This is a genomic window from Salipiger marinus, assembly GCF_900100085.1.
Lineage (GTDB): Bacteria > Pseudomonadota > Alphaproteobacteria > Rhodobacterales > Rhodobacteraceae > Salipiger > Salipiger marinus.
The window spans coordinates 85903-109261 of sequence record NZ_FNEJ01000018.1; the positions used below are offsets into that span (position 1 = coordinate 85903).

Annotated in this window: 21 protein-coding genes and 1 pseudogene; 3 read left to right on the forward strand and 19 right to left on the reverse strand. The window is 62.6% G+C overall.

The genetic code is table 11. The features are described 5' to 3' along the window. Window positions 1–79: 79 nt before the first annotated feature. Together BLR51_RS18620 and BLR51_RS18625 are read right to left on the reverse strand one after the other, a co-directional pair. A complete protein-coding gene (locus BLR51_RS18620; protein WP_038147453.1) occupies window positions 80–580 on the reverse strand; it encodes a hypothetical protein in 501 nt (166 codons plus the stop codon). Window positions 581–673: 93 nt separating this feature from the next. Continuing rightward, window positions 674–1873, reverse strand: a complete 1200-nt coding sequence (locus tag BLR51_RS18625; RefSeq protein ID WP_089849796.1) for a DUF932 domain-containing protein — start codon at window positions 1871–1873, stop codon at window positions 674–676. A 303-nt stretch (window positions 1874–2176) separates the two neighbouring features. Here BLR51_RS18625 and BLR51_RS18630 point away from each other — a divergent pair, with 303 nt between their 5' ends. After that, complete coding sequence (locus BLR51_RS18630) at window positions 2177–3316, forward strand: hypothetical protein (RefSeq protein WP_235939876.1); 1140 nt, start codon at window positions 2177–2179, stop codon at window positions 3314–3316. Between the two features lie 138 nt (window positions 3317–3454). On the opposite strand, the gene BLR51_RS18635 is transcribed toward BLR51_RS18630, so the two are convergent. The 9 genes from BLR51_RS18635 to BLR51_RS18680 form a co-directional block, all read right to left on the reverse strand. After that, window positions 3455–3859, reverse strand: a complete 405-nt coding sequence (locus BLR51_RS18635; RefSeq protein WP_089849802.1) for a single-stranded DNA-binding protein — start codon at window positions 3857–3859, stop codon at window positions 3455–3457. A 578-nt stretch (window positions 3860–4437) separates the two neighbouring features. Then, entirely contained in the window at window positions 4438–5139 is a 702-nt protein-coding gene (locus BLR51_RS18645; RefSeq protein ID WP_038070015.1) for a VIT1/CCC1 transporter family protein, read from the reverse strand. Further along, window positions 5136–7043: a heavy metal translocating P-type ATPase gene (locus BLR51_RS18650; RefSeq protein ID WP_089849805.1), complete on the reverse strand. Its 1908-nt coding sequence runs from the start codon at window positions 7041–7043 to the stop codon at window positions 5136–5138. Before BLR51_RS18650 ends, BLR51_RS18645 begins: the two co-directional genes overlap by 4 nt. A gap of 5 nt (window positions 7044–7048) precedes the next feature. Next, the gene (locus BLR51_RS18655) at window positions 7049–8029 is read right to left on the reverse strand and encodes an FAD:protein FMN transferase (RefSeq protein WP_089849808.1); all 981 of its coding nucleotides are present in this window, start codon (window positions 8027–8029) and stop codon (window positions 7049–7051) included. Next, window positions 8010–10217 (reverse strand): PepSY domain-containing protein, encoded by a 2208-nt coding sequence (locus BLR51_RS18660; RefSeq protein ID WP_089849811.1) that lies wholly within the window; start codon window positions 10215–10217, stop codon window positions 8010–8012. The genes BLR51_RS18655 and BLR51_RS18660 overlap by 20 nt, the downstream gene beginning before the upstream one ends. 11 nt (window positions 10218–10228) lie before the next feature. Next, complete coding sequence (locus BLR51_RS18665) at window positions 10229–10699, reverse strand: DUF2271 domain-containing protein (RefSeq protein WP_054540790.1); 471 nt, start codon at window positions 10697–10699, stop codon at window positions 10229–10231. 38 nt (window positions 10700–10737) lie between these two features. Next, a complete protein-coding gene (locus BLR51_RS18670; RefSeq protein ID WP_038070264.1) occupies window positions 10738–11118 on the reverse strand; it encodes a PepSY domain-containing protein in 381 nt (126 codons plus the stop codon). Between the two features lie 181 nt (window positions 11119–11299). After that, window positions 11300–12685, reverse strand: a complete 1386-nt coding sequence (locus BLR51_RS18675) for a ferredoxin reductase family protein (protein WP_089849814.1) — start codon at window positions 12683–12685, stop codon at window positions 11300–11302. Beyond that, complete coding sequence (locus tag BLR51_RS18680) at window positions 12642–12959, reverse strand: PepSY domain-containing protein (protein WP_054540793.1); 318 nt, start codon at window positions 12957–12959, stop codon at window positions 12642–12644. Before BLR51_RS18680 ends, BLR51_RS18675 begins: the two co-directional genes overlap by 44 nt. A gap of 145 nt (window positions 12960–13104) precedes the next feature. Here BLR51_RS18680 and BLR51_RS18685 point away from each other — a divergent pair, with 145 nt between their 5' ends. Next, entirely contained in the window at window positions 13105–13764 is a 660-nt protein-coding gene (locus BLR51_RS18685) for a response regulator transcription factor (protein ID WP_089849816.1), read from the forward strand. Continuing rightward, complete coding sequence (locus BLR51_RS18690; RefSeq protein WP_038147426.1) at window positions 13761–15098, forward strand: ATP-binding protein; 1338 nt, start codon at window positions 13761–13763, stop codon at window positions 15096–15098. Before BLR51_RS18685 ends, BLR51_RS18690 begins: the two co-directional genes overlap by 4 nt. Window positions 15099–15464: 366 nt before the next feature. On the opposite strand, the gene BLR51_RS27805 is transcribed toward BLR51_RS18690, so the two are convergent. The 8 genes and pseudogenes from BLR51_RS27805 to BLR51_RS18725 all read right to left on the reverse strand — a co-directional run. Then, window positions 15465–15629, reverse strand: coding sequence for a hypothetical protein (locus BLR51_RS27805; RefSeq protein ID WP_009574204.1), 165 nt, complete (start codon window positions 15627–15629; stop codon window positions 15465–15467). Window positions 15630–16017: 388 nt separating this feature from the next. After that, window positions 16018–16491 carry a UCP036055 family protein gene (locus BLR51_RS18695; RefSeq protein ID WP_038068687.1) on the reverse strand — a complete coding sequence of 158 codons (474 nt, stop codon included), beginning with the start codon at window positions 16489–16491 and terminating at the stop codon, window positions 16018–16020. Window positions 16492–16590: 99 nt separating this feature from the next. Then, window positions 16591–18759, reverse strand: a complete 2169-nt coding sequence (locus tag BLR51_RS18700; RefSeq protein WP_089849819.1) for a ParB/RepB/Spo0J family partition protein — start codon at window positions 18757–18759, stop codon at window positions 16591–16593. A 106-nt stretch (window positions 18760–18865) separates the two neighbouring features. Beyond that, a complete protein-coding gene (repC, locus tag BLR51_RS18705; RefSeq protein ID WP_089849822.1) occupies window positions 18866–19921 on the reverse strand; it encodes a plasmid replication protein RepC in 1056 nt (351 codons plus the stop codon). 240 nt (window positions 19922–20161) lie between these two features. Continuing rightward, the gene (gene repB / locus BLR51_RS18710) at window positions 20162–21130 is read right to left on the reverse strand and encodes a plasmid partitioning protein RepB (protein ID WP_233678008.1); all 969 of its coding nucleotides are present in this window, start codon (window positions 21128–21130) and stop codon (window positions 20162–20164) included. Then, entirely contained in the window at window positions 21130–22329 is a 1200-nt protein-coding gene (gene repA / locus BLR51_RS18715) for a plasmid partitioning protein RepA (protein ID WP_028288490.1), read from the reverse strand. Before repA ends, repB begins: the two co-directional genes overlap by 1 nt. A gap of 366 nt (window positions 22330–22695) precedes the next feature. Next, window positions 22696–22938: pseudogene (locus BLR51_RS28260) on the reverse strand (recombinase family protein); the annotation flags it as partial. A gap of 188 nt (window positions 22939–23126) precedes the next feature. Then, a partial coding sequence (locus BLR51_RS18725) for a tyrosine-type recombinase/integrase (RefSeq protein WP_375342690.1) occupies window positions 23127–23359 on the reverse strand: 233 nt, incomplete at its 5' end.

Sequence of the window (23359 nt, forward strand, 5' to 3'; positions counted from 1 at the left end):
TGCGGAGAGCCTCTCTCCCCGCTTCAAACCGTCAAAGACCAAACCACCCCCTCGGACTCTCTGTCGCTGAACGGGTCGATCATTTCGGCGTTGGTAAATCGCTCCATCGAACCCGCAAGTAGCGCCCTTCGCGCTTTGGGAGATCTTTTCGGTCGATCATCCGACCCGAGACCTGAAAATCCTCGTTGATCTTTACAACCAAGAGCTTGTTGAAATGCCCATTTGTATCGACCACAACCACATCCTTTGTCTTGAATGGCGTAATGGTTTTGACCTCGACATGATCATTGCCAAGTCTTCCGTCAGCACCCTGGGCATAGGTCTTGTTCAGCTTGATACCATACGTGATAGCACCAAACAGCTCACCGATATCGCCGTAGACAGAGAGGTGAAGGCCGGTCTCGAGGTGGTAGCTTTCCGCGAGGGACAGGAGATCCTCAAAATATGGGATCATAGACCTAATCGCGTTCGGGTATTTTGCGCCCCACTCCTTGTAGCGAAGCTGCTCGTCGATTTCCGACCAGGTAACCCATTCGCCGTCATCATAAAATGCACGATCTGACCAATCGATTTCTTCCATGCGCGTACTTCCAACACCTAAACATTTCGGGCACGGTAGCAGGTCGATGAAACAGGAACGAGACCGGAGGCGATATCGCCTCCGGTCGCCACATTAGCCAACGCGGTCGAGGAGCTTCTTGGCGCGCCCTTCCATGTCGAGGCGTGCATCCTGCTGAGTCTTGTCGCGAGCGAGCCGCGTGATGCCCTGCACGAAATCGAAGATGCTCTCGGGCGGGCGGCCTTCCTCCATCAGCACCTTCTCGATGATCTTGCCGGATTCGGCCTTCGAGAAACCGCGCTTGCGCAGGAAATCCGCGCGGTCCGCGTCGCTGCGCGCCACGATCTGCTGGCGCGCCGCCTTGATGCCGTTCACGAACCCCTGCGGCGAGGAATTGGCAAACCGCGTCAACGCGGGCGCGGCCTCATGTGCGAAGCGCGAAGCGGCGTATTTCGAGTGACGGATCTTGATCTCCTGGAAATCCTCGACGCCCCAGAGGTTGCGGTTCTGGCACACCGCCCGCAGATAGAAGCTCGCCATGCCGAGGGTCTTCGCGCCCACCTCGGAATTCCAGCAATAGAAGCCCCGGAAATAGAGATCGGGGGAGCCGTCCGCCAGCTTGCCCGCCTCGATCGGGTTGCGATCATCGACCAGGAACAGGAAGACATCGCGGTCCGAAGCGTAAAGCGTGGTCGTATCGCGGCTGATTTCGACATCGGGGTTGTAGACCCCGGTCGACCAATCCAGCACACCCGGTACCTTCCAGCGCGTATCGCCCGTGCCATTGCCCGCGATGCGCTGAACCGCCTCGACAAGCTCGAAGTCATGGATGCGGCCGTAGTCGGGACCGGTCACGGCGCGCAGTTCCGTGCGGCCATCCTCGGTCTCGAAGGTCTTCACCTGCTCGGCGCGGTGGTTGGTCAAACCGTATTGCAGGTTGATCCCCGCCAGAGGCGCGGGAAGCTGCCGCAGGTAGGATGCCGGGGCACCGACGATGCTGGCAAGCTGGCCGAAGGCCCAGTGCGTGGGTGCGACCGGCTCATGCGCTTTCGGCAGGACCAAGTCGAGCCGCTCTGCACTGTCGCGCGCTGCCTCGACACGGATGTCGGCGGTTTGCACCACCCGGCTGCGGCTGCGCTCAGAGCGACCCTTCACATTGGCCCAGAGATCGTCGAGCGACAGGTACCGCTCGTCATCCGGCCTGTTGAACCATTCGGACGACACCCGCCCATTCCGATCACCCCGGCTCACATCCACTTTCCAGCCACCAGCCCGCGTCGGCTGTACCGCATCCAGAACTTCCACAACGCCCATCGGCATTCCTCCGCGACAGGTGCCGGGAGCCACTCTCCCAGCCCTCAACCTGTCACCGGGAAACCGGCCAACCTCAAACTCTCTCGGGCAAACGGCGCTAAGTCGGATGCGCCGCACGCCCGCAACTCGCTGGTGTTGACCTGCGTTCAAAAATGGCAGAGGTTAAACAAGGCCTTTCTCGCAGGCCGGTGTGCCCGCCACGCGAAGCTTTGCAGCGATCTTGATTTCGAACAGCAGACCTCATGCCATCGGCGGGTCTGATTAGCAGCGGGCACCTAGTCAGATCCAGCTTGGACATGGATCATGACAGAGAACGATCAACTTATAACTTTGAAACTCCTGGCGAAGCGTTACGCTAGGGCGACGGGTCAACCACAGCACGTAGCGCTCGACTTTGTTGCCAGTCGAATGGGCTTTGCTCATTGGAATGCGTTGACAGGCAGCGCCAAAGGAGAGTGGGTTCCCTCCGAAGCACAAGTTGCCACGATCAAGGCCTTCGTGGAACGGATCACTTCCTACGAGGGTGCGACCTTCGACCATATCTTCGGAAGCCCCGATGCCGTCACTCGAGGAGAAGTACGGGGGCATCCATACGAACTGAAAACAATGCTTGGTGACGTCCGCATGGATGGTGAGGGTTGGCAGATCGTGCTGCCAGAAAACCCTTCGGCTGCCCCTCGTGTCGAGATCGACATCAAGCATGCCCAGACCAGCCCGATGAACGATCGCGTGCTACGTGAAGAAGCCATCGGGATTGCGAGGGAATTGATGCAGAGCGTCAAGGCGCGGCGATTTGCCGATTGGCCACGGCGCGCCACAAAGCCGGATGCGGAAGGAAATGTGCGGCACCCGTTCTTGGAGATGGAGGAATCGAACCTCTGGTACTGCCTTCACTGCAACTCAGAGATCACCGGCCCACAGATCGCTGGAAACCAATGGCACTGCCCCAGCTGCGGCGCATCACCAATCAACATATTTCCAGAAGCCTTCTGGCTGGAACCGACCGATGAAAAACCAGTGCCAGTCCAATCCCGCGCCGAAAGGCAAGAGATTGAACCCATCGTGTCAATTATAGATCCGCGGCCAAGGCTTGACCTCGACAGTGACCAGGTGACCCATTTGATCCGGGCTGCCCTTTTCGAGGATGCGACCAATGCAAGCGAGCGCATGGGAGCGAGTCTGGCCGAAATCTGGGTTGATGACGATCTCGACGTGGTTGTTTCCTTCGAGGATCACTACTGGCCCGAGGACAAGGAGCCGACCGCTGCGATCGAAGTGGCCGCACTGCTTGGGATCGAGATTGAGTTGGAAGTTACTTGGTCGGATCCGTTGTTCGCATGGCCCGGTTTGGGCACCGTGACCCAGAGCACGGCCGATTATACGCGGTTGATGCTCGACACGTATCTCAGTCACGGCGCGACCATAACCAAAGACGAAATCTAGCTCGTGCGCACGTTGAACAATTAGGCGCATTCAAGGCGCTCAGCACCGGAAGGCAAGCGTGGGTGCCTTTTCCAGTGGCCCGAAAAGACTTTAGCCCGGCGGTTTAACCCGCCGGGCCCGAGGGGGTGACCCCGCTCCTCAGAACGGGATCTCATCGTCGCGGTCGACCAACTCGGGGTTTTCGTTCTCGGCCGACTTCGGACGGCTCAGGAAGTCGACCTTCTCGGCGATGATCTCGCAGCCGTAGCGGTCGTTCCCCAGGCTGTCGATCCACTTGGTGTAGTGGATGCGGCCGTGGACGAGGACCTTCATCCCCTTTTCGCAATGCTCGGCGACCGTCTTGCCGAGACCGTTGAAGCAGGTGATGCGGTGCCATTCGGTGTCCATGACCCGGTAGCCGTTCTCGTCGCGCATCACACGGCCTTCCGAGAGGCGGGGACGCGAGGTGGCGAGGCTGAAGTTGGTGATCTTGGTGCCGCTCTGGGTGGTGCGGACTTCGGGGGTCTGACCGATGTTGCCGGCGAGGATGACGATGTTCTGCATGATAAGCTCCTGTGTTTCCTGTCTTCGGGACCGTCCCTTCGACAAGACCCTGAAAAAGCCCGTCGGGTGACGCGTGCACGGTGGACAGCATGGACACCGGACACCCCCAGAGGACCGGGGTGGAGCGGGCAGGACGCCAAAGGCGGCCAACACGGCCCGGACTGACGCGGGGTTGCGCGCAGGAGATCGAACGGGATTAGGGGATTGTCAGTCGAAGGGATGGCCCAGGAGACAGAGAGATACGGGGAGCCCATGCCAGACCATGTCCCCTTGCCCATCGGGACTGCTTTACCCCAAGCCCAGCACGCCGCTAGCGGCCCAAGTGGCTATCACCGGCTCTCGCCCCCCTGCCCTTCCGTGCTGCGGAATGCAGGGCCTTGCCGCGACGGGCTATCGATACCGGAATATTCAGGACACGGACCGCACCAACGGCTGCTTTCGATCTCGACGTACTGTCGCTCAGCGAGCTGAAGAAAATGCAGAATGACGTCGCCAAAGCGATTGCCACATTCGAAGATCGGCACAAGGTGGAAGCCCGCGCCAACGTGGAAGCTTCCGCCCGAGACCTCGGCTACTCCCTAGCCTACGGCGACCCCGAACAGCGCACCGACTCCAGCGGTCGCCGCCATGGCGAGTGCACCCCAGAGCGTGACCCTTGCAGCACCTCGAATAACACCAGCACCGCCAGCAGAAGCGCCTAATCCACCAAGAACCGCGAGGCCGAGGATCGTCGACACGGCGACCAAGAAAACGATCCGTGCATCCGGGACGACCAGTACGACGATCAAGGGCAGCACCGCACCCACGGCGAAGGTCAGCGCCGACACCAAGGCGGCCTGGATCGGGCGGGCTGTCACGGTCTCGGAGATGCCAAGCTCGTCGCGGGCATGCGATCCGAGCGCGTCACGTTCGGTCAGTTGCACGGCCACCTTTTCGGCAAGGTCTCGGTCCAGCCCTCGCTCGACATAGATTTGGGTAAGTTCTTCGAGTTCGGCCTCGGGTGTTTCCGCCAGTTCGCGGGTCTCGCGCGCAAGGTCAGCGTTTTCCGCGTCAGTCTGAGAACTGACTGAGACGTACTCGCCTGCCGCCATGGACATCGCGCCGGCCACGAGGCCAGCCAGCCCCGCTATAAGGACCTCCGGCTTTCCCGATCCTGCTGCGGCGACGCCGACCACGAGGCTTGCCGTCGACACCAGCCCGTCGTTCGCGCCGAGAACGGCGGCCCGCAGCCAGCCGATGCGATGCACCATGTGGATTTCGGAATGCGAGAGGCGGCTCATGGCGTGGCTCCTTGCGCGATGTCATCCTGCCCGGAGGAGACAGCCTTTGGTTTCGGAATAGTGGGTTCATGGGGCGCGATGCGCAGCGCGCGGAGGGCGTTCAGGATCACTGCAACGTCGATGACCTCCTGCAGGAGCGCCCCCTGCACCGGAGTGAGATAGCCGAAAGCCGCCGCGATCATGCCCATGACCGAAAGGCCGATCCCGGCGACAACGCTTTCGACAGCGATGCGGCGCGCGCCGCGCGCGATCTCGATCCCTAGCCCGAGGCGGTCGATACGGTCGACAAGCAGCACGACATCCGCCGCCTCCGCCGAGGCCGCCGCGCCCCGTGCGCCCATGGCGACGCCCACGTCTGCCGCTGCGAGCGCGGGCGCGTCGTTGACCCCGTCGCCCACCATCATCACCGGGCCGTTCTTGCGCTCGGTGAGAACGAGCAACACTTTCTGGTCCGGTGTCAGCCCGGCCCGCAGACCGTCGAGCCCAAGCCCTTCGGTGACACGCTCGGCCACGTCAGCGCGGTCTCCGGTCGCGAGCAGGATACGCGCGATCCCCTCGCGCCGCAGCCCGTCCAGCATCTGGCCCGCGCCGTCGCGCAGGGGATCGGACATGACGAGATGCCCTACCATGTGCCCGTCGACCGCGACAGCAACGAGGACCGAACCAGCGGCGATGGCGGAATGATCGCCGGGCCGCCGTCCGACGCGGGATGCGACGAAGGCATCCCCGCCGACGATGATCTTCCGGCCTTCGACATAGCCGACGACGCCTTCGCCCGGAATCTCCGCCACGTCTGACGGAACGGGTAGAGAGAAGCCCCGCTCCTTTGCGGCGGCGACGATGGCCTGAGCCACGGGGTGCTTGGACGCTTGGTCGAGCGCGGCAGCCAAGCGCAGTATGTCCTCCTCTGCCATGCCGTCGTGGCTGTCGATTGCAACGATCTGCGGCCGTCCGTCCGTCAGCGTGCCGGTCTTGTCGAGGATCAGCGTGCGGATGCGCGCCATCGTCTCGAGCGGCCCCGCTCCCTTGATCAGCACCCCGAAATGCGCCGCGCGCGACAGGCCTGCGACCAGCGCGACCGGCACGGCCAGGATCAGGGGACATGGCGTTGCGACGACAAGCACGGCGACGGCCCGGATCGGATCGCCGGTGAACCACCATGCCGCGAAGGCGATGCTGACCGTGACGGCCAGAAACCCCAGCGACCAACGGTCGGCCAGTCGCGACATGGGCGCCTTGGAGGCCTGCGCCTCTTCCACCAGCCGGACGATCCCGGCATAGGTGCTGTCCTTGGCCTCGTGAGTTGCGATCAGGTCGAAGGCTTCGCCCGCATTGGTCGATCCGCTCATGGCCTCGGCGCCGTAACGGAGCCGGACGGGCAGGGATTCCCCCGTCAGCGCCGAGGTGTCGACGAAGGCCGTCTCTGAGCTCAAGGTGCCATCCACCGGCACCACGTCGCCCTGCCGGATCAGAAGGCGGTCGCCGGGCGCAATTTCGTTCAGCGGCACTTCCTCCAGCCCGCCATTCCGGTGTCTTGTCGCGGTCCGGGGCACACGGGACAGCAGGTCGTGCATTTCACGGCGGGCACGCCCTTCCGCGAAGGCTTCGAGGAAGGTGCCGCCGGAATACATTACGGCGACCACCGCCGCGGCGAGGGTCTCGCCGAAGACGAGCGCCGCCGACATGGAGAGCGCGGCGACAATATCGAGGCCCACTTCGCCGGAACGCAGGCTGCGCAGGATCTCGACCACGAGCGCGGCGAGCGCGGGAACGACGCCCGCGATCCAGACCGCGTTCGCGACGTCGGGTTCGCCGGAAAAGTAGAAGGCAAGTCCCGCAATCAGGCCGGTCGCGGCAATGAGCAGGATAGCGGTCTTGAAGCGGTCGGTCCGTGTCGTCTCCATGCGGCTCATCTCCCCTCGGCTGAGGCGATTGCCGCTGGCTCTTCGGAAAATAGTCGTCCGACTCCCACGCCCCTTACGTTGACAACATCATCGCGCAAGAGGAACAGGGCGTCGAGGCCGCTTTGTTTTGCGAGCGTCGCGCCTTTGACCGGCCCAAGCACCATGAGGGCCGTCGCCCAGGCATCTGCCTCTGCACAGCTGCGGGCCACGACCGTGATGGAGGCCGGCGACGCGATCAGCGGCGCTCCCCGCCTCGGGTCCATCGTGTGCGACAGGCGGCGCCCCTGCACCTCGACCCAGTGACGGTAGTCGCCCGAGGTCGCGACGGCGGCATCCTGAAGCGCGAGGATCGAATGCGGCGTCCGGCGCTCGGCGTCCGGCGCCTCGACCGCGATGGTCCAGGCTTCACCGTCCGGCCTGAGGCCCATTGCACGCATCTCGCCATCGATCCCGACGAGTCCGTCGGATATGCCTTGATTGCGGAGGATTTCGGCCAGTCGATCCACGCCGTAGCCCTTGGCGATGCCATTCAGGTCCAGCGCGATGGGTGCGGCCTTGCGCACGTGTTCGCCGTTGATCTCGAGCACGTCATGCGCCGGGCGGCGCGAGGCGGCCATCGCGGTGCGGATGCCATCCGGCGCGGCGGCCTCCGGTCCGAAGCCCCAGGCCATCACCGCGTCGCCCATGCCGATGTCGAACGCCCCGCCCGAGGCGCGCCCGATCTCGAGGCCGAGGCGCAGGACCGCGGCCAGTTGCGCAGGCACCGCCACCCATTCGCCCACCGGCGCCGCGTTGACCCGCATCAGGTCGCTGCCCGCGTTCCAGGTCGACATCTGCCTGTCCACCTCGTCCACGGCCCCCTGCAGCGCCGCGCGGACCGGGGCCTTGTCAAATTCGGGCTCCGTGAAGAACAGCGCGGACCAGCGCGTGCCCATCGTCGGTCCGTTCAGGGCAACCTTCACCCGTTCAGTAGACATCTTCGACATACCGCCCCTCCGCCTTCAGGACCGCCGGCGTCAGCCCGGAGGTCGCCAGGATCTCGGCCAGCGCGTCGGCCACGCCAGCTGCCATGTCGCGCCCGCCGCAGACCATCACGCGGGCGCCGTTGCGGATGAGGTCCGCGACCTGGGCGGCCTCGCCGCGCAGCGCGTCTTGCACGTAGTGCGGACGCGCCCCGCGTGAGACGGCCGTGACCAGCCCGGTCAAACGACCCTCGTCCTGCCAGCCGGCGAAGTCCTCGCCGTAGAAGAAATCGCTGTCGGGATGGCGCATGCCGAAGAAGAGGTGAACGGGCCTGCGACGCGCGTTGCCGCGTATGAAGCCCGCAAGCGGCCCGATGCCGGTCCCTGCGCCGATCAGGATCAGCGGCGCCCGGCGCCGCCCCGGACGGAAACCGGGGTTGGGGCGCAGGAAACCGCTCACCGTGTCGCCGGGCGCCAGCGCCATGAGCTGACCCGAGCAGAGCCCGCCGGGGTGCTTCTTGACCACGATTTCGATGAAGCCGTCGCGGCGCCCAGAGGCGAGCGAATAGAGCCGCGGGACGGTGCCACCATTGGGCAGAATGCCGATCAGGTCGCCCGCCTGGAACCGGGCGAAGCCGCCCCCGATCAGCCGTTGCCAGAGCGAGACGCGGGGAAGGGCAAACCGCAGGATCGCCGTCGGCGCCTGCACCTCGGCGCCGTAGTCGCGGCGCGAGACGAGGGTCAGCGTGGTCGTTTGCGGCTGGACCGGCTGGTGCGTCAGTTCGAGTTCGATCCCGAGAGCGTCTCCGAGCGCCCCGCCCCAGCGCGCGAAATCCTGCGGCGATTGCCGGTCGATTGTGTCGAGCGGCAGAAGCTCGGGCCAGCCCTTCGCCTCTGCCGCAGTCGCGACGGACTTGGCGAAGGCGCAATAGGCCGGAAAGCTGCGGTCGCCGAAGCCGAGCACTGCCAGAGGAATGTCCGGCGCGCGGTCGGTCGCGTTCAGCCGGTCGAGAAAGCCCTTCGCCGAGGCCGGCGCCGCGCCGTCGCCATAGGTCGCGGCCAGCAGGATGATCCGCCGGGCGTTGGTGTAGCGCTCAGGGCCGAAGCCCGACATCGGGCCGACATGGACGCTCTGCCCGGCTTTCGTCAGCGCGGCGTGCAGCGTCGCGGCAAAGCCCCAGGTGCTGCCGCCCTCGCTGCCGACAAGCAAGATCGTCTCGGCGCGTCCGGCGGGCTGGTTGCCCCGGATGCGTGGTCGCCCGGGCCGCCCGGCGAGCCAGACCAGCACGCCGGTCGCGCCCATGGCCGGCACGCCGAGCGCCATGAGCCCCAGCACGAGCCCCAGCGTCGCCGCACCCTGTCCGGTGTGCAGCATGTAGATGGTCTCCGAGACGCGCTCCCACCCGGTCAGGTCGGCCCAGGCCAGCAGCGCCCCGTCGCCCTGATCGAGATATCCGGTGCCCCGGTCGGTCTTGAGCGTGAATACGTCTGTTGCGTCGCCGGGATAGGGAAAGCTCAGCTCGCGCAACTCGGCGACCGGCGTTCGCCGAAGCGTGGGCATCCGGCCCGGAGCGAAGCCGGTCTCCCCACTGACCTCGGCAGGGGCGACCGGCAGGACGCCTCCGTCCGGCAGGAGATCGAAGGTAGACGCCGTCATCCAAAGCGCGGTCGTGGAGGACAGGACGAGGCCGACAACGGCGATGCGTGCGATCTCGGCGTGCAGCCGCCCGGCAAGCGGTCCGCGCAAGGGTGAAAACCAGCGTCGCCAGCCGCCCACCCGCCGCGCGACCAGCGTCGCGCCGGAGAGCGAGAGGATCAGCATCGCGGCCGCCCCTGCGGCCATGGCGATGCGGCCGCCGTCCCCGAGGAACAGCGAGCGGTGCAGGTTGGTGAGCCAGCGTTCGGCCTGGTTCGGGTCGGCCGAGGCTACGCCCTCACCCGTCGCCGGGTTGATTACGGCGGCACCCGGCGCGCCCTGATCGAACCAGTAGGCAGTGATCCGACCGGAGGGCGACCGGCGGATCTGCTCGACGCCCGGATAGACGGCCTGGATGCGGTCCGCGAGAGCGGCTACGGTCAGTCCGGCTTCCGCCTGCGGCGCGGCGATGCGCTCGGCCGCAGGGAAGACCGACAGTGCCGCGCCGCTCAGGCCCAGGATGGTGACGAGCGCAAGGGCCAGAAGACCCGGCCAGCGATGGAGTGCACGGATCATGGCCCCACCCTTCACATGTCGTAGGCGAAGCTGGCGATGTACCGGCGCCCGCGCACCGGCGTGCCCGCGCCGTCGGTCGTGAGCGGTACGGCCACCTCGTTCGGACTGTCGCGCATGTCCTCGACGGCCGCGTCGATGTGGAGCGTGTAGCCCGCATCAAAGAGCGCGTCGGCGAGGTCGAGCGTGATCTCGAGCGTGCGGCCCGCGCCGACGCTGGCGCCGGTGATTCCGTTCACCTGCGCGGTGTCGCCGCCGGTGGCGCGGTACCAATCGCTGAGGTGCTCGTAGTACTTGGACTTGCCGCCAGCCATCCAGAGACTGCCGACATAGGCGCCCGAGGTGTCGGTGACGTAGAGCGCGAGATAGGCCCCGTCGCCGCCGTAATTGTTGAGGGTCGTGGTGAGCGTCACCGGCCGCGCCATGGCGAGGCCGGGGAGCGTCAGCGCGGTGGTGAGCGCGAGCGTTGCGAGAAGCGATTTCATCGGGTTGATCCTTGTTCGGAGAGGAGCTTGAGAGCGGTTCAGTTCACCTGAACCTGCGGCGGGGTGCCGTTCCCGAAGAGGCCGTTCTGCGGAGGGGCGACCGTGCCGGCGGGCGCGGGATTGCGGGCGCCGCCACGGTCGTCGTCCTCATCCTCGTAATCCATCTCGACGATCTGCAACGTCGCCGGATCGAGCTTCACCTCGATCTCCCGGCCATCCTGATCTCGGCCCTCGATCTCGTAGCAGCCATCGTCGATCTCGAAGTCGCGCACGGTCCAGCCGTTTTGCTCAGCCAGCTGCATCACGGCCTCGCGCGGCTGCCACTGGTCACGGGGCACGCGGCACTCGTCGTCGTCGGCCAGGGCGGCGCCAGCGGGCAACAGGGCGATCAGGGCGAAGGCGGTCAGGGTCTTCTTCATGGCAGGGTCTCCTTGTCATCTGCTGAGGACAATCTGGAGACAGGACCTGAGGCCTTCCTGACGCGTCGGCGATTCCCGCTTCAGCTTGCCGTCAGGAAAATGGCCCCGCCGAAGAGGGCGGGGCCAAAAAGGTGCGAGCGCAGGCCACAGGGCTGACATGGCGATGCGCCCTGCCCCGCGGTTAAGCGAATTCGAACTGCTCGAAACGGACACGGCGAGGCGTTTGGCCTTGCGCCTTCAAGCCCTTCAGGACCCCGTCCTTCAGGCCGGTTGGGCCACAGAACCACAGATCGGCTTGCCGGACTGCGAAAGGGGTGGCGCTGATCAGCCGCTCAGCCGTGAGCCTGCCATCGCGCGCCGTGACGAACACCTCGAAACTGAACCTCGGGTTGCGGGCAACCGCAGCGCGCAGCGTCTCTACGCCAATCGCTTCATCTTGTGTCGGAACGCAGTAGATGAGGTGAATGTCGCGACTCTCCGCCTCTGTCAGGCTTTCCGCCCAGGCGAGGAACGGCGTGATACCGATGCCGCCGGCAAGCCATATTTGGCGCGCACCGCCCTTGCGGAAATTGAACCGTCCATATGGCCCTTCGACCTGCACACGCGTTCCGGTCCGCAAGATGGCGGGCAGGCTTCGTGTCCAGCCACCCAAGCCCCGGATGGAGAACGTCAGGGTGCCGTCAGGGCGCGGGGCGCTGGCGATCGTGAAGGGGTGCGGCTCGGACAGTCCCGCCTCTGGCGCGCGGAAGAAGGCGAATTGCCCCGGCCGCCACCGCATGGCCCGCCCCTCGGGGCGGAGGGTCAAGGTGGTCGTGTCACCGGTCTGCCTGATCTGGCTGACGGTGAAGTCTCTACGCCGTAGGTGCGGAGCGAGCAACTCGGTGAAGATCCAGGCGACCACTCCGGCGATGCCGAAAGCATTCAGCACCAACATGAATGTCGGGTCTACCCCAGCAGGCATGTCGACAAAAAACTGGTGAAACACCACGATTGCAAAAAGGGCTCCCATGAAACGATGGCTGAACCGCCAGAGCTGATAGGGAATCTCGAGCCCGATGAAGGGCAATCTCCGGAACCAGCTGACAGCGACTAGGGCGAGAAGTGCGTTGAAGGCAAGTTCGCCCGCCTCTTCACCTAGGTCCCCAAGGGAGGTTTCACGCACCAAACGCTCGAAATCCGGCTCTATCTGCTGGTGCAGTATCATCAGGACCATCGCGGAAATGCCGAGCCATTTGTGGACCCGGTACATTCGATCGAGACCGCCGAACAATGGTTCCACCAGTGGCGGCCGTGCGGCGAGGATCAAGGTCTGTGCCATCGCGACAACTGCCGCGGCCCCGACGGCAATACCAAATGCTGCATCCGCACCATAAGGCGCATAGGTGTTCATCCCGAGCAGAGCCGCCAGCAGGCATGGCAGCGCCACCAGCACCGGGCCCGTCAGGGCCAGAGGAGAGTTGAGGGAAAGCCGAGGGAGTGTGGGAAGGCCCGGCGCGGAGACATTACCATCACGATGCGCCGTATCAGTCATCGTCGCGTCTCTCGTGATCGCGGTCGCGACGATCATGCTCGTCGTCCTCAAACTCGAACTCGATTACTTCCAACGTGGCCGGGTGGACCGTCACCTCGATCGCACGCCCTTGGGCATCCCGGCCGTCAATTTCGTAGCAGCCATCGTCGATCTTGATGCGGCGCACCGCCCAGCCATTTTCCTCGGCAAGACGGGCAACCGCGTCGCGCGGCTGCCAATCGGCCATCGGGACGAAGCAGTCGTCGTCAGCCAGCACCGCGCCGGCCGGGAAGACCGCGAGAAAGCCGATAATTGTCAATGTCTTCTTCATGGGGCACACTCCTAGTGGCTGGCCTCTTGATGCACTTCATGCGCTGCGAAACTGACGGCAGCCTGAACGGGGTCGACCCGCAGGCTTCAGCTTCGTGTCAGGCAGACGGATCATGGAGGGACAACGGACAAGGACGGGTACGACCATGCGCATATTGCTGATCGAAGATGACACGACTCTCGGCGCTGCCGTGCGCGACCAGATCGCAGCCGATGGCCAGTCAGTGGATTGGGTTACGCGGTTGGATGCGGCGGGCGATGCGATGGCTGCTACGTCCTACGACTTGATCCTGCTTGACCTGATGCTGCCGGACGGGCGCGGTATAGGGTTTCTCAAGGGCTTGCGCACGCGGGGCGACGTGACACCGGTCATCATTCTTACCGCACTCGACCAGGTGTCCGATCGGATCGACGGGCTTAATGCAGGCGCTGACGACTATCTTGTGAAGCCTTTCGACCTGTCGGAACTGTCGGCGCGGATCGGATCGGTCGCGCGGCGCTACAGCGGCAACCCCAACCCGATCCTGACCCACGGACCGCTCGACATCGACCTTGCCGCGCGCAGCGTCCATCGGGATGGCAGACATGTGCCGCTGACGGCGCGGGAATGGGCGCTCTTCGAAGCCTTCCTCGCGCGTCCCGGGCAGCTCCTGTCCAAGGCGCAGTTGGAGGAGAAGCTCTACGCTTTCGACGCCGAGGTCGAGAGCAACACCATCGAGGTCCATGTCAGCCGCCTGCGGAAGAAACTGGGGAGCGCAATCATCGAGACCGAGCGCGGCATGGGCTACCGCCTGGGCAGGCCATGAAGTGGCCCGTCAGCCTAGAGGCACGGCTCGGCCTGTCGGTGGGGCTGGTGCTGACGGTGCTGTGGCTTCTCGCAGCGACGGTGACGGCCGTAATCGTCCGGGCCGAAATGGACGAGGTCTTCGACAGCGCGCTCCGTGAGACAGCGGAGCGGATCCTGCCGCTGGCAGCAACCGACATCGTCGGGCGGGAAGATCAGGGTGTGACCCAGCGGCTCGCCCCGATCCGTGAGCACGACGAGTTCTTCACCTATCTCGTGCGCGATGCTGAAGGCCGCGTCCTGTTGCAATCGCATGCGGCGGACCCCACCGTGTTCCCCTCCTATGACGGGCCCGGGTTTCGCCAGACCGCGACGCACCGTCTCTACAGCGACGCGGCGCTTCAGGACACGATCCGCATCACAGTGGCCGAGCCGCTGGCCCATCGCATGTCGGTGGCTCGCGAAATCCAGATGGGTCTCGGCCTGCCCTTGCTGATCGTGCTTCCAGTGGCCTTGATCGCGATCATCCTGGCAGTTCGCTTCAGCCTTGATCCTCTGCGCCGGTTCCGCGCGCGGCTGGAAGCACGTGGCGCTCGCGACCTTTCGCAGGTTCCTCACGAGGGGCTTCCAACTGAAATCGGCCCGTTGGCTGATACGCTGAACAGCCTGCTGGCCAGATTACGTGAGGCGTTCGAGGCCGAGCGAAGCTTCGCCGCGAACGCCGCTCACGAGTTGCGCACACCACTCGCGGGAGCGATCGCGCAGGCGCAGAGGCTCAGGTCGGAAACCAAGGACCGAGCGGCTGCACAACGTGCGACCGACATCGAGGAGACGCTGAAAAGGCTGACGCGACGCACAGAACGCATGATGCAACTCGCGCGGGCAGAAGGCGGGCGATTGAGGATGGACAAAAGCTCGGATCTGAGGGGCGTTGCGAGAATTGTGGTGGACGATATTGGCCGCACGGGCACGCCAGATCGTATCAGGCTAAATCTTCCCGACATGGCTGTCATGTCAGATCTTGATCCCGACGCCTTCGCCATTCTGTGCCGGAACCTCGTGGAAAACGCTCTTCGTCATGGGGGACAGACTACCCCGGTCGACGTCACGCTGACCGCATCTGGCCAGTTCACCGTGGCAAATGACGGCCCTGTCGTGCCAGGCGAAACACTCGACCGGCTGACAGCGCGTTTCGAGCGGGCCTCTGCCACCTCCGACGGCAGCGGCCTGGGTCTTGCCATCGTCGCCGCAATCGCAGAGCGGATCAGCAGCCGCCTTGTCCTTCAATCGCCGCGGCCGGGCCGGACCACAGGTTTTCAAGTATCGCTCAGGTTGCCGATAGACGACAGCGAGTGACAGCGACATCCACTTTGGTTCCCAAAGGGTCAAATGCAGCCTTGGGATCAAGATCATCAGGGCCTGGCCTGGCGCGTCGGTTACCGTGCTATGCAGCGTCACGCTCGGAAAGGCAGCGCACAGCGCCAGCAGCCTGTTCGGAATGGACCCCGCGCTGATGAACGTCATGTAACCAGCGCTCACCATGAGGGTGACCGCTGTTTCCAGCATATAGGGATGGTCGACGAAAAGGCTTCCCGAACATGGTAGAAGCAGACTGTCGGAAGCGATTGTTAGCCGACTGACTATCCCCGGTCACGGGGGCATTACTAGGCCCAGGTGCACACCTGTGCCACGCCTGGGCCCTCGGGAAGTGAGGCCGAAGCTTCACCCGAACGGGTCGTATTCCGAGACGATCACGACCTCGTCGCCGTCGATTTCATCGGCGGGGACGGCACCATAGGTTCCATCACCTGCCTGGAAGACGACGATCGAGACCATGAGCGTGGCGGCGAGGGAAGCGGCGAAGGCGTGAGCATCTTTGCGGGACATCTGTTTGGCTCCTGTCTTGGAGGCGGAGGACCATCCCCCGCGCGACAGGACCCCGCAGGCCCGAAGACTGGCTGACATCACCGGGTGCGTTCGGCTCGTCCGAATCCACCCGGCGGCACGGGTTCGCCCGTAGTCCGACCCCTCGCGGGTTGATCTCGAAGACAGGATTCGGGGCAAGGAAGGGAATGGCGAGCGGGGGATGGTGCGACCGCTGACTGGAGCCGTATGTTCCACTGATGCTTTCGCTGCCAGCCTCCCGGGCAGGCTCTTGGATGACGATCCCTTTCCGTATTGGAATGGATCCTATGGTGCCCCGCGATCTCGCGGGACAGGGTCGTCATGGATGAGAGGCCCGCTCTTGGGCGGGCCCCTTGGGTTCTACATAGGCTCAGGCGGCAAGCTCCGCGTCCCCTGCCCTACCGGCGTCTTCTTCGCCGACAATCTCCAGCCGCGCGTTGCGATAGCCTTCTCTGGCGATCCAGAGTTCGGCAGCCGTGACGGACTCGGCCAGGTGGAGCAGCTCCGTGCAGCCGCCGAAATCCAGCACGACGCGCACCTGTCCGGGCTTCGGCTCCTCAGCCACTTCGAATGTCAACGCACTGTCAGCCGAATGAGTCCGCATGATGGTGACAAGAATGACCCCGTCCGAAGAGAAGTTCCCCTCGTGCAGCGTGAACGACGCCGGCGCCGTCCAGGTCGGATAGGGTCGCGGCGGCTCCTTCTTGACGAGACGGCCGACGCCGTTCGAGCGCTCCCAGGCCGCGAGCTTCTTTGTGAACCGGGCGGGCGGTTTCGTTGTGCTATCGGTGTAGCGAATGAGCGCGCCCAGGGGCGCGGTTTCGAGAATGGTGGTTGGAGACATGATTCCTCATCCTGAATGCGTCATTTTGCATTCATCTTATTGATATTGTTGTATTTTATGTGATTGAGCGCGGGTTTCCCCGCCCTCGGATGGCGCAGATCACTCTGCGGCCATCATCGACGCATCATCACCCGGCAGGTCAGCGGTGAGGAAGGCGGGAAGGTCGACATCCTCGGTCTGGCCGGCGTCGGAAACGGGCTCAGGCGCCCCCTGCCCTTCTGCGTCGTCGAGTGCTGCCAGATCGTGACGGCGAAGAACCTCCGGCAACCAGCCGCTGCCTTTCAGCAGACGCTCGGCTTCGGTCGCCATCTCGCCCTTCTTCAGGTGATCGAGGAGTTGCGCCGTCCCCTCCCCTTTCGCCTCGCGCACAGCCTCGAGTATCCGTGCCTTGGGCACGCGGTTCAGGTAGGTATCGGCCGTCGGCTCCCAACCCGCCTCGACCATGTCGAGTTCGACCGCCTGTGCAACCAAGTCGGACTGGGTCATCCGCTTGGTCAAGCCGCTGGCGGAGATACCGGCACCATAGGGGTTCACCTTCTCATGGAGCGCGTTGATCCCGAAGCTGAGGCAATGCGCGAGCAGCGAAAGCCGGCTCCCTTGATCGAGGGAAGCCAGGTAATCCCAGAGAGCGGCATCGTCGCCGAGCGGCAGGTCGGCCTCCCACTCCGCATGACGATCGTCAACCAGCTTGGCTACCACGCTGTCCTTCAGATCGCTCGCCTGCGCCGACATATAGACGTGACGCACCGAGGCCTCGAGGCAGCTGCCGGCCGAACTGGACGTCCGGAAGGTGTCATTGACGAGCTTCAGGAGCAGCAGTGTCAACGCGACGTCAGGTGAGCGCCCGACAGCTTCCCGCAGTGCCAATGTCCGGTGCGCCGTCAACTCCATGATCAGCCGCTCAGGCAAGGGCTTCAACGCACCATCGTCCTCGTCGTCGGGCATAATTCCGCCAAGCGCCTGACCGGCAGAGGTGATCACCGTGCCATGGCCGACACCGTCCGCGCTGCGCCCCGCTGAAAGCTCAACGCCCTGCCCGTCTGCCGCCTGTTCACCGCTGTGGACGTCGGCATCTTGCCGAGGTTCATCCTCGGGCCGGACAAAGCCCCGATAAACTGAAAGCTCGCCATAGCGGTCAAGCGTCACGAAAGCCCCTGCCCGTACGATCTCCTCCGCGTCGAAGATCAGCGGCCTAGCCTCCAGCTTCTCCATCGCGACTTCCAACTCGCCAAGACGCGCGTCGATCTCTTCGGGGAATTCATCCTGGCCCTCGTATTCCTCCTCGAGCGCCCGGTACTCGGCAAGCAGCTTGGCATGGGCCGTGCCTTCGTCATCTGTCATCGGCGCCGGGTCTCCGCTCAGCCGGCGGAAGCCGTGGCTGTAGCCATAGGGCAAGTCGAGAGAGACCTCGATCCACTTCCAGCCCTCGGTCGCGATCGCTTCGGCTTCAGCCTGAAGCTTCTCGCTAACCAGACGATCCAGCAGGGCCGGGTCTTCCAGCCAGCCGCCGTCATCGCCCTGGAAGAGGTCGTGCAACATGGTGCCGCCAGCAGCCTCATAGGCATCGACGCCGACAAAGACGGCACGACGATCGGAGGCCCGCACCGAGGTTTCGGTCAGCATGCGTCTGATCTGATAAGGCTCCTTGTTCCAGGACGACTTGATCGCCTCCCAGACCTGAACCTGACGCTCGTGATCCGGATTGACCGTGAAGGCCATCAGCTGCTCCAACGTCATCAGATCCTCGGCGTAGAGATCGAGCAGGGCAGGGGCCACGGCGGCGAGTTTCAGGCGCTGTTTGACCACCTGCGGCGTGACGAAGAAAGCGGCAGCGATCTCTTCATCGCCCTGACCCTTATCCCGAAGCGCCACGAAGGCGCGGAACTGATCGAGCGGATGCAAGGCTGCACGCTGCATGTTCTCAGCGAGCGAATCGTCTTCGGCGAGGATCGCGGAAGTGGCATCTCGCACGATGCAGGGAATGGGCGTCGTCTTGGCCAAGCGTTTCTGCTTCACCAGGAGAGACAGGGCCTGGAAGCGCCGACCGCCAGCGGGGATTTCGAACTTGCCGGTCTCGGACCCGTCATCCGCCAGAACGGGCCGAACGCTCAGGCTCTGCAGCAACCCGCGGCGGGCGATGTCTTCGGCCAGTTCCTCGACCGAGATGCCGGCCTTGATGCGCCGGACGTTGGACTGGCTCAGCACGAGCTTGTCGAAGGGAATGTCCCGGGACGGGGACAGGGTGACTTTCTGGGCAGATTTCGCCATTAGATCTTCTCCGCGACGGGCGCCGGAAGCCACTCTCCCGATCTCACTTCCCGTCACCCCTTTCACAGCCCATCTCTATCTCTCGACATGTCCACCGCGGTGGACATCACGCAGTTGCTGCCCCAGAACGAGAAAGCCTCTCCAACAACAGTGATGGGTTGAAGTCAGTTTCTCTGCGACCGAGCGTGATGCTGTGGAAATACGCTCCAAAGTCTCGGATGCGATTGCTCATCTGGAGAATTATGAAGATGGCGCATGATGCTTTTTGAGAGCCTATCTTCTTAGCAGCCTTTTCGAAGGTGCTTTCGTGGATTCCCATCATTGGAGCGAGCGTTCTCGCGTGGCTTTCGACATCGTGCCAGTTCCTAAGTGAGTTCGTTGCGAACGATGTAGCCTGGTCACAAACTGTTGTGAGCGTTTGCAGGGGAGGTGTTTGGCTGTTGGTCCCGCTTTCTAAATCTTTTTGTTCTTTTTTAGACTTAGAATGGTGGCGGACAGTTTGCCCGTCATTGGCGGGCAGTTTCATTGTTTCTGTTGCGTCCACCGCGGTGGACATCTGTTTGCATTGAGCCTCCAGTTCGCCGAGCAAAGTACGATACTCCGCGATCGAGAGCTTCCTCCGAAGAACTCGGCGTACCTGATGAGTGAGTTCGTTCTCGGGGTCAGCTTCGTCGATCTGAGCAAGTTTGGTTAGGATTTGCTTTCGCAAAAACACGCGATCCCGACGAGCGTTTTCCATCGCTTGGGCTGTCGCAAGTAGTTCGCCGGCACGCGCGAGCAACGGAGCCAGCGACAACCCATAGCTAATGGACTGACCTTCGGAGGACTTCACTCGGTATCTCTTGCGATTTGGGCTGTCGTGGCGCTTCATGAAACCGAGTTCAACAAAGCGATCGATGTGCCTACGGAGGGTTCGTTCATCGATCCCGCCAACTCGACGGCAGATCTCGTCGTTGGAAGCGAAGACTGTGTCTCCATGCCCAGGCTTGAGAAAGCTCAGCATCGCTTGGAGCGTTTGAACATGTCCTGGACGGAGACCGAACAGGCTGCGAGTATCTCTGAGCGCGCGGAAGACTGCCCAGATGTCGGTTTCAGGTGTTGACGTGGCGGGGGTGCCCTTGCCGACGCCAAAGGTCTGAACGGAAAGCTTTGTGAATGCCATGTTTGTTGAACGACGACCGTTGCGGCCCACAACTTCCCCGGCTCTTCCCGCTGTTCTTGGCGAGAAAAGGCAACAAAAAGACGTCCACCGAATCGGTGACTCTTGACCGGTATGTCGGAGATTGCTACATCACAGGTGCTAATCAGATGATGAGGGCTCTCCGGGGGAAACCTTGGGGGGCTCTTTTCTTTTTGGTCTTCGCCTTTCTCCTCTGCTCGTGTTTTTGGTTATGACCGGGGATCAGCTTCCCGAGCCTCTCTCATTCTGCCATTGTTCAAAAAGCTGTCGCAGCGTGGTTTCCGCGCGCTCTTCGAGCCATTGGCCGAATTCCGGGTTGTCCTTGCGGGTGATCTTGATAGCGATCGACTTGCCATCGACTGAAAGTGTGCCGACAGGGCTACCACTATTGTCCTTTACCACGGTCGTTTGGCCACGGGCGCTTTGGTCGGCTGCGCCACGCGCCTTGCTGGAGCAAGCAACATAGACGGCTTGAAACTTGTCCGAGCTTGGAGTGGTGTCAGGCAGAGAGGCAAGTGTCTCACGCGCAATGTCGACAAGCGGAACCTTCTCTGAAAGTGCAGCAAGATCACCCCATTGGCGTCGACCTACGCCATGAGCCGGGCCGATGAGCCGGACAAGTTCGTCAGGCAGCTGCTCGATGACTACACGATGGTTCGACACACCTTGCCGGGTGAGGCCTAGGGCGTCCTGAATGACGCCAGGTTTGTAACCGGCTTCCTGCATCTCTTTGATAAAAAGAGATTTTTCAATGAAGGACGGATCCAGCCGCAGGTTGTTTTCCTGACCTTGCGCGATCAGAGAAGCATCATCATCGAGCGTTCGAACGATCGCTTTGACGGTTCCACCAACTCTTCGAATGGCTGCAAGCCTGCGACGCCCGTAGATGATGCGGTATCGATCCGGTTGGTCAGAGGGGCGAACCATGATCGGCACTTGCTGACCATGCTTGCGAATGCTTTCGGCGAGATCTTCAATGCTACTATCTTCCAGGATCAGGCGATCTCGGAGACCATCCATATCGATCCGGTCGGGTTCGATATCTCGGATTGAGTTGGCAGTGATTTCCCGGAGAGAATCCCGCAATCCGCCAACCGAGCCAGGTAGCTTCGAGGATTTGACCGGGGCAGGGGAGGGTGCTGCCGACTCTTTTTCGTCTTTCGGTGGCTGGTTGAAGATATTTCGAGCCATCAGCGACGCCCCCATGCCATTTGGATTGTCTGCTCCAGCTCATCGGCAACGCTGTTCACGCTGGTCAAAGCCCGATCAATGGTCTTCCGAATGAGCTGGCTCGGGTCTACCTCATAGATGGTTTGCTGAGTCATGCCGGCGTCAGAAATGGCTGTCGACTTCAGCATCGGTTCAGTCATGACTTGGCCCGCAAGGATTGAACGCAGGTACCCGGCCATTTGCGTTTGTGGTCCGTCCGACGGCTCGTAGCGTGTGATCAGAAACTTTACGAAGTCCCAAGTGACATGTCGTCCAATCGCCTCTTCGACAGCTTTGACCGTTTCCGAAGCGAGTTTGAGGAACTGGCTCATCGAAGCGATGTCGAGCATGCCGGGGACGACCGTCACAAGTAAGCCCGTGGACGCTGCCAATGCTGTCAATGTCAGGAAGCCCAACTGCGGAGGGCAATCGATCAGCACGATGTCATAGTCTGAGTCGACTTCCTCTAGCGCCAGAGCAAGACGCTCTGCAAAAATCGGCTGAACCCTGCGCGCAAGGGCATTCGCTGTCTCGGTTTCGTACTCGGACAACATCAAGCCAGCCGGGACCATGTCGAGCTTGTGGAAGTATGTTTTCTGGATGACCTCCGAGAGCGGAACCTGATCATCGTATCTCAATGCGTCGTAGATTGTGCCGCCTTCGGCAAATTCGAGCTCAGGCCGGAAGCCGAAAAATGTCGTCAAACTGGCTTGCGGGTCGAGGTCCAGCACAAGCACGCGGTAGCCACGCAGGGCATACCTGTGTGCCAAATGGATCGTCGCTGTTGTCTTCGAGCTGCCGCCTTTGAAATTCACGACCGAAATGACCTGAAGACGGTCGCCGTCCCGGCGGCCAGGTCTGTACGCGTCAGCATTTTTGCCTGTCCGCGCCAAAATGTTGCGGAGGTCGTCAACTTCTTCGGCCGTGTAGAACCTATGACCGCGACCGTCAGTGTGAACTTCAGGGAAGCTGCCATCTTTGTGGCGGTTGCGCAGGTTCGACGTACTAACGCGCAGCAACTCGGCGACCTCGGTCGAGCTGAAGCGGCGCAAGGACTTGCGTTCTTCTGGCTCGAACGCAACTTTCATCTGCCGGTCAAGCGACTCGGCAAGACTGTCTGCGAATGCTCCGATGTCGGAAGAGCCGATGCCTTGCGCGTAGCCCGTATTTCGATCATCCATGTTCTGCCGCCTCTCATGGCCTTTGCTAAGGCTCTTCGTCGTTCTGACGGTCGAAGCCACGTCTGACGCGTTTTGCCGTCAGAATGGAAATGCCACGAACATCTGAGTCCGGCAAGAAGAATCTAGATGTAGTGGAAAAGTTATCCACAGCACCAATTTGGTCGCGCGGGGCGTGCGCTAGATAACGCATTGATTATCAACGATAAAGACCGTGTCGGTCGCAGCCGACACCCTTCGAGATATTTTCTGCTCGCGCGAACTAACCTCTAGGCATTGTTGGATATTTACGTGGTTTTCGTCCAATTGAGGCGATGATTCTGGAAGATTTGGGCCGAGCGAACAGAGTGGTTTGCCGACCATTAGCGCCTACAAAAGGCCGAGGCGCTCTGCACGCTCCAGCAGCATTCTGACTGAGGAAGGCTGCCAGCTGGTGCGACCGCGAGGGGTGCGCTCACGCATAGATTCCAGTCGGTCGCAGATTGCCTGCAAGGTGATCTCGGGGTCAGCACCTTTGATTGCGGTGACAATCGCAGGCAGGCGATCGTCGGTTTCGCGACGTCCAGCGCGTCCAAGCACTTCAGCGGGCAGGAATTCGTCCGCCACTGTCGCGTTTAGTTCCCGATTTCAATTGAAGCAGTAAGCTGAAACTGAAGCGCTGGAATTTCATCTTAGCGCTTCACCAAACACGTCAAGAATTGTCGCGTTTAGTTCCCGATTTCAATTGAAGCAGTAAGCTGAAACTGAAGCGCTGGAATTTCATCTTAGCGCTTCACCAAACACGTCAAGAATCCTGGGCATCACAGCCCTGCGGCTTTGGTTAGGTTCACTCGGAACCTGTCGCGCCTGCGCTGATAGCGCCGGGTCATCTCGGCCGACGCATGTCCGAGTTGCTTTTGAACATAGCGCTCATCAACCTCTGCCGACGAGGCGAGCCCGGCGCGTAAGGAATGGCCGGAGAACATTGCCAGCCGTTTGGCGTCCGGCAGATCGGACCTGACGCCGCTTTTTAGAACGCTCGCTTTGATCAGTC

Excerpts from the sequence above, each read along its gene's own strand:
- BLR51_RS18620 (WP_038147453.1), bottom strand. The coding sequence starts at position 580 with ATGGAAGAAATCGATTGGTCAGATCGTGCATTTTATGATGACGGCGAA.
- BLR51_RS18625 (WP_089849796.1), bottom strand. The coding sequence starts at position 1,873 with ATGGGCGTTGTGGAAGTTCTGGATGCGGTACAGCCGACGCGGGCTGGT.
- BLR51_RS18630 (WP_235939876.1), top strand. The coding sequence starts at position 2,177 with ATGACAGAGAACGATCAACTTATAACTTTGAAACTCCTGGCGAAGCGT.
- BLR51_RS18635 (WP_089849802.1), bottom strand. The coding sequence starts at position 3,859 with ATGCAGAACATCGTCATCCTCGCCGGCAACATCGGTCAGACCCCCGAA.
- BLR51_RS18645 (WP_038070015.1), bottom strand. The coding sequence starts at position 5,139 with ATGAGCCGCCTCTCGCATTCCGAAATCCACATGGTGCATCGCATCGGC.
- BLR51_RS18650 (WP_089849805.1), bottom strand. The coding sequence starts at position 7,043 with ATGGAGACGACACGGACCGACCGCTTCAAGACCGCTATCCTGCTCATT.
- BLR51_RS18655 (WP_089849808.1), bottom strand. The coding sequence starts at position 8,029 with ATGTCGAAGATGTCTACTGAACGGGTGAAGGTTGCCCTGAACGGACCG.
- BLR51_RS18660 (WP_089849811.1), bottom strand. The coding sequence starts at position 10,217 with ATGATCCGTGCACTCCATCGCTGGCCGGGTCTTCTGGCCCTTGCGCTC.
- BLR51_RS18665 (WP_054540790.1), bottom strand. The coding sequence starts at position 10,699 with ATGAAATCGCTTCTCGCAACGCTCGCGCTCACCACCGCGCTGACGCTC.
- BLR51_RS18670 (WP_038070264.1), bottom strand. The coding sequence starts at position 11,118 with ATGAAGAAGACCCTGACCGCCTTCGCCCTGATCGCCCTGTTGCCCGCT.
- BLR51_RS18675 (WP_089849814.1), bottom strand. The coding sequence starts at position 12,685 with ATGATCGTCGCGACCGCGATCACGAGAGACGCGACGATGACTGATACG.
- BLR51_RS18680 (WP_054540793.1), bottom strand. The coding sequence starts at position 12,959 with ATGAAGAAGACATTGACAATTATCGGCTTTCTCGCGGTCTTCCCGGCC.
- BLR51_RS18685 (WP_089849816.1), top strand. The coding sequence starts at position 13,105 with ATGCGCATATTGCTGATCGAAGATGACACGACTCTCGGCGCTGCCGTG.
- BLR51_RS18690 (WP_038147426.1), top strand. The coding sequence starts at position 13,761 with ATGAAGTGGCCCGTCAGCCTAGAGGCACGGCTCGGCCTGTCGGTGGGG.
- BLR51_RS27805 (WP_009574204.1), bottom strand. The coding sequence starts at position 15,629 with ATGTCCCGCAAAGATGCTCACGCCTTCGCCGCTTCCCTCGCCGCCACG.
- BLR51_RS18695 (WP_038068687.1), bottom strand. The coding sequence starts at position 16,491 with ATGTCTCCAACCACCATTCTCGAAACCGCGCCCCTGGGCGCGCTCATT.
- BLR51_RS18700 (WP_089849819.1), bottom strand. The coding sequence starts at position 18,759 with ATGGCGAAATCTGCCCAGAAAGTCACCCTGTCCCCGTCCCGGGACATT.
- repC (WP_089849822.1), bottom strand. The coding sequence starts at position 19,921 with ATGGCATTCACAAAGCTTTCCGTTCAGACCTTTGGCGTCGGCAAGGGC.
- repB (WP_233678008.1), bottom strand. The coding sequence starts at position 21,130 with ATGGCTCGAAATATCTTCAACCAGCCACCGAAAGACGAAAAAGAGTCG.
- repA (WP_028288490.1), bottom strand. The coding sequence starts at position 22,329 with ATGGATGATCGAAATACGGGCTACGCGCAAGGCATCGGCTCTTCCGAC.